This is a genomic window from Erythrobacter sp. (genome assembly GCF_038133525.1).
Lineage (GTDB): Bacteria > Pseudomonadota > Alphaproteobacteria > Sphingomonadales > Sphingomonadaceae > Qipengyuania.
The window spans coordinates 40,952-51,385 of the sequence record NZ_JAYPTL010000022.1 but is presented as its reverse complement, the minus strand read 5'-3'; the positions used below and the strand labels follow the sequence as shown (position 1 = coordinate 51,385).

11 protein-coding genes are annotated in these 10,434 nt (G+C 64.5%); 5 read left to right on the top strand and 6 right to left on the bottom strand.

Annotated elements, in window-relative coordinates:
• The coding region (locus AAFM29_RS07750) for a KH domain-containing protein (RefSeq protein WP_341712231.1) at positions 1 to 296 on the top strand (296 nt) is incomplete at its 5' end.
• 13 nt (positions 297 to 309) lie between these two features.
• Positions 310 to 1,566, top strand: coding sequence for an MgtC/SapB family protein (locus AAFM29_RS07745; RefSeq protein ID WP_341712230.1), 1,257 nt, complete (start codon positions 310 to 312; stop codon positions 1,564 to 1,566).
• A 15-nt stretch (positions 1,567 to 1,581) separates the two neighbouring features.
• Here AAFM29_RS07745 and AAFM29_RS07740 read toward each other — a convergent pair whose 3' ends face one another.
• The 6 genes from AAFM29_RS07740 to plsY form a co-directional block, all read right to left on the bottom strand.
• Positions 1,582 to 2,592 carry a TIGR00341 family protein gene (locus AAFM29_RS07740; RefSeq protein ID WP_341712229.1) on the bottom strand — a complete coding sequence of 337 codons (1,011 nt, stop codon included), beginning with the start codon at positions 2,590 to 2,592 and terminating at the stop codon, positions 1,582 to 1,584.
• A 36-nt stretch (positions 2,593 to 2,628) separates the two neighbouring features.
• Complete coding sequence (locus AAFM29_RS07735) at positions 2,629 to 2,811, bottom strand: hypothetical protein (RefSeq protein ID WP_341712228.1); 183 nt, start codon at positions 2,809 to 2,811, stop codon at positions 2,629 to 2,631.
• On the bottom strand, positions 2,811 to 5,360 hold the full coding sequence (gene topA / locus AAFM29_RS07730; RefSeq protein ID WP_341712227.1) for a type I DNA topoisomerase: 2,550 nt from the start codon (positions 5,358 to 5,360) through the stop codon (positions 2,811 to 2,813). Before topA ends, AAFM29_RS07735 begins: the two co-directional genes overlap by 1 nt.
• Before the next feature lie 72 nt (positions 5,361 to 5,432).
• Positions 5,433 to 5,795 carry a hypothetical protein gene (locus tag AAFM29_RS07725; protein WP_341712226.1) on the bottom strand — a complete coding sequence of 121 codons (363 nt, stop codon included), beginning with the start codon at positions 5,793 to 5,795 and terminating at the stop codon, positions 5,433 to 5,435.
• 288 nt (positions 5,796 to 6,083) lie between these two features.
• Positions 6,084 to 7,178: a DNA-processing protein DprA gene (dprA, locus tag AAFM29_RS07720; protein ID WP_341712225.1), complete on the bottom strand. Its 1,095-nt coding sequence runs from the start codon at positions 7,176 to 7,178 to the stop codon at positions 6,084 to 6,086.
• Positions 7,175 to 7,780: a glycerol-3-phosphate 1-O-acyltransferase PlsY gene (gene plsY, locus AAFM29_RS07715; protein ID WP_341712224.1), complete on the bottom strand. Its 606-nt coding sequence runs from the start codon at positions 7,778 to 7,780 to the stop codon at positions 7,175 to 7,177. The genes dprA and plsY overlap by 4 nt, the downstream gene beginning before the upstream one ends.
• 143 nt (positions 7,781 to 7,923) lie before the next feature.
• Here plsY and murI point away from each other — a divergent pair, with 143 nt between their 5' ends.
• The 3 genes from murI to hemA form a co-directional block, all read left to right on the top strand.
• Positions 7,924 to 8,694, top strand: coding sequence for a glutamate racemase (gene murI / locus AAFM29_RS07710; RefSeq protein ID WP_341712232.1), 771 nt, complete (start codon positions 7,924 to 7,926; stop codon positions 8,692 to 8,694).
• A gap of 4 nt (positions 8,695 to 8,698) precedes the next feature.
• The gene (locus AAFM29_RS07705; protein ID WP_341712223.1) at positions 8,699 to 9,178 is read left to right on the top strand and encodes a hypothetical protein; all 480 of its coding nucleotides are present in this window, start codon (positions 8,699 to 8,701) and stop codon (positions 9,176 to 9,178) included.
• 101 nt (positions 9,179 to 9,279) lie between these two features.
• The coding region (gene hemA, locus AAFM29_RS07700; RefSeq protein ID WP_341712222.1) for a 5-aminolevulinate synthase at positions 9,280 to 10,434 on the top strand (1,155 nt) is incomplete at its 3' end.

Genomic DNA, 10,434 nt, shown 5'->3' with positions numbered 1-10,434 from the left:
GCCAGCTGCACGAGGAACTGCCCTATGACAGCGCGGTGCGGCCCGAACTCTATCAGCACCGTCCTGACGGCAGCCTCGAGATCCACCAGCAGATCGTGGTCACCCGCGACAATCAGCGCGCTATCGTGCTGGGCAAAGGCGGCAGCCGGATCAAGGCAATCGGCGAGGCGGCTCGCAAGGAACTGACCGAAATGCTCGGCGTGAAGGTCCACCTCTTCCTGCATGTGAAGGTCGAGGAGAACTGGGCCGAGAGCAAGGAACTGTTCGAGGAAATCGGACTGGATTGGGTCCGGTGAGGCAACGGACAAGGTGATCGCGACCGGTCCCGACCTGCTCCACGTCGGCGCAGCGCTCGCCGTGGGACTGCTCGTCGGTATCGAGCGCGGCTGGAAGCTGCGCGGCGAAGCAGACGGAACGCGGGTCGCCGGAATACGCACCTTCACCCTGCTCGGCTTTGGCGCTGGCTTTGCCGGCTTGCTGCAATCCTTCGGCTATCCCTTTGTCGCGGGATTACTGATCACCGCGAGCGCGGGGGTCGTAGCCCTGGGCTACTGGCGCGATATGGGCGCCAAAGGGAGCCCTGACGCCACCAGCGCGGTGGCCGCCATGGTCACGCTCGCACTGGGCTATCTCGCCGGGGCGGGGGAACCCGCACTGGCAGTGGCGGGTGCCGCAGTGGTCACGCTGGTGCTCGCCCTGCGCAGCGAAACGCACCGCTTGCTTGGCCTGCTCGACGAGGCCGATATCAAGGCATTGGCGCGCTATGCGGTCATCGCCGGGGCGGTCTATCCCTTCCTGCCGAACGAACGCTATGGCCCCTACGATGCCTGGGATCCGCATTCGCTGTGGCTGGTGGTGATCGTCGTCACGGGCTTTTCCTTCGCCGGCTATGCCGCCAACCGCATCTTCGGCGCCAAGCGCGGAACCATCGCAGCCGCGATCATCGGCGGGGCCTACAGTTCGACCGCCGTGACCTATTCCTTCTCGCAAAAGCTGGGTGCGGGCGAAGGTGGCGGAGCCGAAAACGCCGGCATCGCGCTCGCCACGGCGGTGATGTACCTGCGGGTGATCGTGCTTGTGGCGATCCTGGCGACAAGCCTGCTGTTGCCCTTCGTAGTGATCGTAGCACCTGCCCTGATCGCCGGGTTCGCGGTCAGCTGGGTGCTCTATCGCCGCGCACCGCACAGCACGGGCCCAGCCCCGCCGGGCAATCCGATTGCCCTGCTGCCTGCCTTCACCTTCGTCGCCTTTGTCGCCGCTGCCGCAGTCGCCGCACGCTGGGCTGAGGGCACATTTGGCGAAGAGGGTATTGCCGTACTGCTGCTGGTAATGGGTACGATGGATGTCGACGCGGCGATCATCACTGCCGGCGGGCTCGAGCCGGGTACCATCGCCCCGCAACTCGCCGCGCTGGCGATCGGCGGGACGATCCTTGCCAATATGACCGTGAAGCTGGGCACCACCATCGCCTATGGCAAGCGCGAGTCACGTCCCGCTGCGATCGCCCTGGCAACCAGCATGGCGGTGCTGGCAGGAAGCCTGGTGGTGGGGTACGCGCGGCTCTAACGCGAGAGGTCTGGCTCAGCCCAGCAACCTGAAGCTTTCCGCCAGCAAGGACACCAGCAACAACAGCAAGAGGCTCCAGACCAGCAGGATGCCACTGGTGATGCGCCAGTTCTTGGGTGGAAGTCCTTGGATCAGGAATGTCGCGATACCCGCCACGTTGAGGCAGACGAGGTTCGTGGCGAACAGCTGGAAAGCGCCGACCGCGGACTCATACAGGCCTTGGCCCGCATAGACACCCACCGCCGCCAGAGGGGGCACGAGCGCCACTGCAATCATAACCCCGACCAGCGAGAGCGAGGCAGCCCGGCTCACCGCGAGTACACCGGCCGCGCCGCAAGCCAGCGCAAGGGCAATATCCGCGGGTTGCATCACTGTGCGACTATGCAATTCTGCCACTGCAGGATCGATTGCCGTGCTCATGCCAACCAGCAGCCCACCGGCGATAGCGACAATGCAGCCGACCAAGAGTGTGATCGCTGCCCGGTGTCCCAGACGGGCATCGCCTACCGTCGCGGCCAGCGCCATGCCCATGGTCGGGCCCAACAATGGCGCAATGATCATCGCCCCGATCACCACCGCCGTCTGCCCGCTACGCATACCGAGCGCCGCAATGATCGACGATAACCCGACCGTCAGCAAGTAGGTCGGGCGAATGCGGATGCTATCATTGATGTCGTCGAGCAATTCGTCGGTGCTGATGCGGTCGCGCGTGAAGAAGCGCTCGATCGCGTTGCTTGGTTTGACCTGGCTCGCATCCGGCAAGGCTGTCGATGGCGTTTCCTCAATCGGGGGAAGCACCGCCTCCGGGCGCGAGATATGGGCGCTGAACCCGGGCAAATCGGCGAAATTCGCTTCGAGGTCCTCGATCAGCCGTTCGGTGTAGCGCTGCTGCACAAGACAGCCGAACTTGGCCCTCTCACCCTGCATGGCCTCCTGCCAGAAACGGCGGCTGTGCCGGGCGAGGATCGCCTGCAACTGTTCCACATGACCTTCAGGTACGAAAATCTCGAAAAGGCGTGCGGACACAGTCTCCTCCCGATCCGGCCTGAGCTACACCGGCACCTACCGCTTTTTCGCAATCGCGATCTTGTTCTTCTTGGCGAAGTCCTTGGTCGATTCCTCGCTGCGGTTCAGCGCCTTGGCGATTTCCTTCAAACCCTTGCCCTTGGCGGCAAGCGTGCGCAGCTGCCCCGCCTCGTCAGAGTTCCACGGCTGCTTGTGCCGCTCGAAATGTTCCTTGGCCATCAGCCCGCGGCCTTCTTCGCGGCGGGCTTCTTCTTCGGCGCGGCCTTCTTCTTGGCGGGTGCCTTGCGGCCCTTCTTCTTCGCCGGGCCCTTGGCCGCACGCGCGTCGATCAACTCAACCGCCTGCGCCTCGGTGATGTCCTCAGGCTTCACGTCCTTGGGGATCGTCGCGTTGGTGGTACCGTCGGTGACATAGGGTCCGTAGCGACCCGGCATCACCTTGATCTCGCCGCCGCTGGTCGGGTGCGTGCCGAGCAGCTTGATCGGCTCTGCCTTGGCGCGCCCGCCCGCACCGCCGCGATTGGCCGCCTGGGCGAGCACGTCGACCGCGCGATTCATCCCGATTTCGAACACTTCGCGCGTGCTCGTCAGCTTTCCATACTTGCCGTCATGGCGCAGATACGGTCCGTAACGTCCGATATTCGCTTCGATCTCCAGTCCGGTTTCAGGATGCGGACCGATGATGCGCGGCAGGTTCAGCAGCTTGAGCGCCCATTCGAGATCGAAATCGTCGAGATCCTTGGGGATGCTCGCGCGCTTGGCGTCCTTGCCCTCGCCCAGCTGGATATAGGGGCCGAAACGCCCGGTCTTGCGCTCGACCGGCAGGCCGGTTTCGGGATCGTGACCAAGTACCGCATCCTCGCCGCCCTGCTCGGAGCCGCCGGGCGCGGCGAACTGACGGGTGAACTTGCATTCGGGATAGTTTGCGCAAGCGACGAAAGCGCCATAGCGACCGCCGCGCAGTGCCAGCCGACCACCGTCTCGCCCTTCGGCCTCGCACAGCGGGCAGTGGCGCGCGTCCTTGCCGTCGGCACGCTCGGGGAAGAGGTAGCCGGAAAGGAATTCGTCGAGCACCTCGGTCACTTCCGAGGGCTTCTTGTCCATCACCTCTTCGGTCTTGGGCTTGAAGTCCTTCCAGAATTGTTCGAGCAGTTCCTTCCAGTCCTCGCGCCCGTCCGAAACGGTGTCGAGTTCGTCTTCCATCCCGGCGGTGAAATCGAAGGCGACGTAGCGTTCGAAGAAGCGCTCGAGGAAGGCAGTCAGCAGCCGTCCGCTTTCTTCGGCGAAGAAGCGGTTCTTCTCCATCCGCACATAGGCGCGATCACGCAGAGTCTGGATGGTCGAGGCATAGGTCGACGGGCGCCCGATGCCGAGTTCCTCGAGCCGCTTGACCAGGCTCGCTTCGGAAAAGCGCGGCGGCGGCTGGGTGAAGTGCTGGTTGGCGTCGACACCCTTCTTCAGCGGGCTGTCGCCCTTGTGCATGACGGGCAGCAGACCGTCTTCGTCCTCGTCCCCCTTGTCGTCGAAGCCTTCCTGGTAGACCGCGAGGAAGCCGGGGAACTTGACCACCTGGCCGGTGGCGCGCAGTTCGTGGCGGCCAGTGGGGTCGCGCATGGTCACGGTGGTGCGTTCGAGCGAGGCAGCAGCCATCTGGCTGGCCATCGCGCGCTTGAAGATCAGGTCGTAGAGCTTGCCCTCGTCACCCGATCCGGCGCGATCGCGGCTGAAGTCGGTCGGGCGGATCGCCTCGTGCGCTTCCTGCGCGTTCTTCGCCTTGGTCTGGTAGATGCGCGGCTTTTCGGGGAGGTAATGGCCCGAATAGCGCTCGCTTACCGCCTTGCGGCAGGCGGCGATGGCGCTGCCGTCCATCTGCACGCCGTCGGTACGCATGTAGGTGATCGCACCCGCTTCGTAGAGCGACTGCGCCAACCGCATCGTGTGGCTGGCCGAAAAGCCCAGCTTGCGCGCGGCTTCCTGCTGCAGGGTCGAGGTGGTGAACGGCGGCGCGGGATTGCGCTTGAGCGGCTTGGTCTCGATTTCCTCGATGGTGAAGCGCGAATCCTCGACTGCCTGGCGCGCGGCCATGGCGCTTCCGCGATCGCCCAGCGTCAGTTTGTCGAGCTTGGTCCCGTCATATTTGACCAGCCGTGCGGCAAACTCGGTCCCGTCCTGTTCCATCGTGGCGATGACCGACCAGTATTCCTCGGCGCGGAAAGCCTCGATCTCGCGCTCGCGGTCGACGATCAGGCGCAGCGCGACCGATTGGACGCGGCCTGCACTCTTGGCGCCCGGCAGACGCCGCCAAAGCACCGGCGAGAGGGTGAAGCCATAGAGGTAATCGAGTGCGCGGCGCGCGAGGTAGGCATCGATCAGCGGCTGGTCGAGCTCGCGCGGCTTGGCCATCGCGTCGGTCACCGCCTGCTTGGTGATCGCATTGAAAGTAACCCGGTCGACTTCCTTGGGCAGCGCCTTGCGCTTGGCCAGCAGTTCCCTGACGTGCCACGAAATCGCCTCACCCTCGCGGTCGGGGTCGGTGGCGAGGACCAGCCGGTCGGCCTTCTTCGCGGCGTCGGCGATTTCCTTGAAGCGGCTCTGCTTGTCGCGATAGATTTCCCAATCCATCGCGAAACCCTCGTCCGGGCGCACGCTGCCATCCTTGGCCGGCAGGTCGCGGACATGGCCGTAGGAAGCGAGAACCTTGAAGTCCTTGCCGAGGTATTTCTCGATGGTCTTCGCCTTGGCGGGCGATTCTACGATGACGAGCTGCATGGGATGAAAAACGCGGTCCTTACGTGTGTACGTGTACGTACGCGCGAAAATGGGGCCGAGGAATCGTGGGCGTCAAGCGGGCGAACGCGCCAATCTGCGCCAAGCGATGAAGAACAGGACCATCAACAACAGGTCAATGGTGCCGAACACCGCACTGATCGCGTCGGCCTGGCCGCGCAGGAAGAACGCCACCGCGGGGACGCCGAAACAAAGCTTCTCGAAGAACGTGACCGGCATCAGCGGCTCAAACCGGCGCGGGTCGCGGGCGATGACAAGGAACACACCCTGGAACACCAGGGCCGTACCTACGAAGCCAAGGTAAGGCAGGCGCCACGGATCGGGCACTGGCTGGAAATAGGACAGCGCCAGGACCAGGATCCCGTAAATCGCGGCCCAGCGATAGACCCGGCTGGCGAACAGTTCCTCACGCGTCATATTGTCCCCCCAAGCGATCGTGCGGTTGTGGCGCAGCGCGTGCGCAGGTCAAGCAGGCAAACGGGAACGGGCCGCCCGTACAGGAGGTACATGGGCGGCCCGTCGCGGATACGCCGAAGCGTGTCCGCTGTTCGAAATCTGGCGATGTCTGCGACCGATCGCGGTTCAAGGCGAACGCGCGACTCGCTGCGGGCGATGGCAGCGAAGCGGCGATTCGCATTGCATAGACGCGTCACGCCTTAGGCGAAAATGGCGGATTCTTACAATTTGTCCCGAAGTGGGACGGACCTAGCGAAGAAGTGAGACCCGCCCTCCGGCATGCCGTTCCAGCAACCCGGCGATTTCCAGCTCAAGCAGCGCAAGCTGCACCCCGGCCGCATTGCCGCCTGACTGGCGAATAAGTTCGTCGACGGGGACAGGTGCTGCCGTAAGAATTTCAGCCAGTTCTGTTGGTTCAGCGGCTGTAAGCTCACCCGGAGCAAGATCGCAGTTCGGTGTGTCATCGCGGACCCGGGAACGCGGCTGGCCATCGAAACCCGATATCAACTCGATCACATCCTCGGGCGAGTTGACCAGCACCGCGCCTTCGCGGATCAGTTGATTGCAGCCGTGGCTGCGGGCGTCGAGCGGGCTGCCGGGAATAGCCATGACCTCGCGCCCGGCCTCTCCTGCGAGCCGCGCGGTGATCAGCGAGCCAGACTTGGGCGCTGCCTCTACCACCAGCGTGCCACTGGCGAGCCCGGCAATGATGCGATTGCGGCTCGGAAAATGGCTGCCGCGCGGTTCCGTCCCCGGCGGCTGTTCAGCGATCAGCAGGCCTTCGCCGGCGATCCGCTCCTGCAAATCCGCGTGTTGTGGCGGATAGGCGATGTCGATCCCGCTGGCGATCACACCGATAGTCGCCGGGAGTGCGCCTTCATGCGCCGCGCCGTCGATCCCGCGAGCAAGGCCGGACACCACGGTAAAGCCTGCCTGGGCCAGCGCATTCGCGAAATCGCGCGCCAATTTGACCGCCGCCGCACTGGCGTTGCGCGCGCCGACCATGGCGACGCAAGGACGCGAGGCAAGCGCCAGATCACCTCGCCAGGTCAGGATCGGCGGTGCTCCGTCGATCTCCCTCAGCAGCGCGGGATAGGCCGGTTGGTCGTGAAACAGGTACTTCGCGTCGGCTTTGCGCACCGCCTCGACCTCGCGCTCGATCGCATCGATCGTGACCGGGCGATAGTGCCGTCCACCCCGCGCCGATAGCTCGGGCAAGGCCTCAAGGGCCGCCTCTGCGGTACCGAAGCGCTGCAACAGCATGGCATAGCTGACCGGCCCGATATTGGGTGAGCGCAGCAGCCGGATGCGCGCGAAGGCCTCCTCCTGCGAGAGGGAGGTCACCCCTTGGAACCGACCTTCGGTTCCTCGCCGCGCATCAACCGTCCAATATTGGCGCGATGCTGGACCAGGACTATGACCGCGATCGCAACCAGCGGCCAGCTGACCGCGGGATAGCCCAGCCCCCAGGCGACCAGGGGCGCAGCAACCACCGTCGTCATCGACGAAACCGAAGAGATCCGGCTGAGCGCCAGCGTCGCGGCCCAGATCGCAGCGCAGGCGAGCATCGCCGGCCAGGCTAGGCCAAGCAACACACCCGCTGCAGTGGCGAAGCCTTTGCCGCCGCGAAAACCGAGCCAGGGCGTGAAGCAATGTCCGGCAACCGCCGCCACCGCCACAATACCTTCGAGGCCGGGCCACAACTTAGCGGCTGCCAGCACCGGTAGCGTACCCTTGGCCGCATCGAGCAGTACGGTAGCTGCTGCGAGACCCTTGTTCCCGGTTCGCAGCACATTGGTGGCACCAATGCTGCCGCTGCCGACCTTGCGAACATCACCCAGCCCCGCCGCGCGGGTCAGCAGCAGGCCGAAGGGGATCGAACCGGAGAGAAAGCCGAGCAAGACCGCATAGAGCGTGGTGATCGTGAAACCGCTACCGAAATCCATCCTGCGCGCCCCTGTCCCGTTAGGCCTGATCTTGTCGAAGGGTCGTAGTTCTAATAGGCGCTGCGCAAAAGAAAAAGCGGTCCTTCGACAAGCTTGGGACAAACGGAGCGAATTTGGACGTAACCGCCACCTCTCCCATCCTGATGTTCGATTCCGGTGTCGGCGGGCTGACCGTGCTCGCCGAGGTACGCAAGGCCTTGCCCGACGCCCCCGTCATCTACGCCGCCGACATGGCGGGCCTGCCCTATGGCGAAAAGAGCGAGGCCGAAATCGCCGCGCGGGTCGCGGGCCTGCTGGGTCGCATGGCCGAACGCTGGCAGCCGCGGCTGGTCTGCATTGCCTGCAACACCGCCAGCACGATCGCATTGGGCATGGTGCGCGACGTGCTTGAAGTGCCGATCGTCGGCACGGTCCCCGCGATCAAGCCCGCAGCCGCGCTCACCCGGACCGGAACCTTCGCTGTGCTGGGTACCGCCGCCACCGTTCGCCAGCCCTACGTCGATGCGCTGGAGGCGGAATTCGCGGGCGGCAAGCGCATGTTGCGCTTCGGCGCACCGCAGTTGGTCATGCTGGCGGAACGCAAACTGCGGGGTGGCACGGTGAGCGTAGCCGAAGCCCGCGAGGCGATTGCCGGCTTGCTGGAACAGCCTGGCGCAGACGAGATCGACGTGCTGGTCCACGCCTGCACCCATTTCCCGCTGCTCGATGACGAGTTGCGAGCGGCGGTCGGCCGCGAGGTGACCTTCGTGCACGGTGCAGAGGGGATCGCCCGCCGTATAGCCTATCTCACGCAAGGCCAGGATTTCGCCCGATCAGAGCCCGATCGCGCGGTCACCACCGGCGACCTCGCCGACTTTGAGCGGCTAAGGGAAACCTTCGCCGCATACGGCATCGAACGGCTGGATAAGTTCTAGGGCCATGGCCAAGGACCGGATTGAGCTTGCGGAGCGCAGCCTCACCCGGCTGGCCGATCAGCGCGGCGATGTGACCAATCCGGTGCTGCAGGCTTTCTATGCCCGCCATCCCGATGCGCGCGCGTCTTTCGAACATCACGGGCTAGGCCAGATGCGCGATCTTGAAGGTCGCATGACTGCCGAAAGCGTATTCCTTCTACTGCAATGGGTCGAAGATCCCGCGACGGCGCGGATCGACCAGGGCACGGCAATCGTCCATCACAACGACACGCTGCTGGTTCCGCCGCGCTGGTACCTTGGGCTGGTCGATGCGGCTCTCGAAGTATTGCTCGAGACCGTCCCGGCCGACGCCACGGACGAACGCGATCTGTGGCTTGCCGTACGCGGCGAATTTGCGGCCTTCGTCGAAGGTCTGCGCGCCGAGTTTTTCCGCGCAGACGATGGAGCACCCCTGCCTGCCTTCGCTCCACCAGCTCGTACTTAAGAACGAGTCGCAAAGATCGCGGTGGAATTCTGCCACTTTCCCAATTATGTCGCAGCGGTTTCCAGCCGCGGACGGGCGGCGTTGTGACGGGTAGGGCCCGCGTGAACTACGACCAGATTTTCGACGAAGCCATCGACCGCTTGCATGCCGAGGGTCGCTATCGCGTCTTCATCGACATCCTGCGCAACAAGGGCGCCTTTCCCAATGCGCGCTGCTTTGCCGGCCACAATGGGCCGAAGCCGGTCACCGTTTGGTGCTCGAATGACTATCTCGCCATGGGCCAGCACCCCAAGGTTATCGCCGCGATGGAAGAGGCGCTGCATGACGTCGGCGCCGGATCGGGCGGCACGCGCAACATCGGCGGCAACACCCATTATCATATCCAGCTCGAACAGGAGCTGGCCGACCTGCACGGCAAGGATGGCGCGCTGCTGTTCACCAGCGGCTATGTCTCGAACGATGCCACGTTGTCGACGCTGGCAAAGCTGCTGCCGGGCTGCGTGATCTTTTCCGACGAGCTGAACCACGCCAGCATGATCGCGGGCATCCGCAATGCGGGCTGCGAGAAGCGCGTGTGGCGCCACAACGACGTGGCGCATCTCGAAGAGCTGCTGGCGGCCGAAGATCCCTCCGTGCCCAAGCTGATCGCCTTCGAGAGCGTCTATTCGATGGACGGCGACGTCGCCCCGATCCACGCGATCTGCGACCTGGCCGAGAAGTACAATGCGCTGACCTACATCGACGAGGTCCACGCGGTTGGCATGTACGGCAAGCGCGGTGGCGGCATCACCGAGCGCGACGAAGCGGCACATCGCATCGACATCATCGAGGGCACGCTGGGCAAGGCCTTCGGCGTCATGGGCGGCTATATCGCCGCCGACACCCGTATCATCGATTGCATTCGCAGCTATGCCCCGGGCTTCATCTTCACCACCTCGCTCAGCCCCGTGCTGGTCGCAGGCGTGCTCGCTGCGGTCCGCCACCTCAAGGGATCGAGCGAAGAGCGTGACGGCCAACAGGCCGCTGCCTCCTATCTCAAGCAGGCAATGCGCGATGCCGGCCTGCCGGTGATGGATTCGACCACGCATATTGTGCCGCTGATGGTGGGCGATCCGGTGCGTGCGAAGAAGATCAGCGACATCCTGCTCGCCGAATACGGCGTCTATGTGCAGCCGCTCAATTTCCCGACCGTGCCGCGCGGGACCGAGCGCCTGCGCTGTACCCCCGGCCCGGCGCATACCGAGGCACTGATGGAC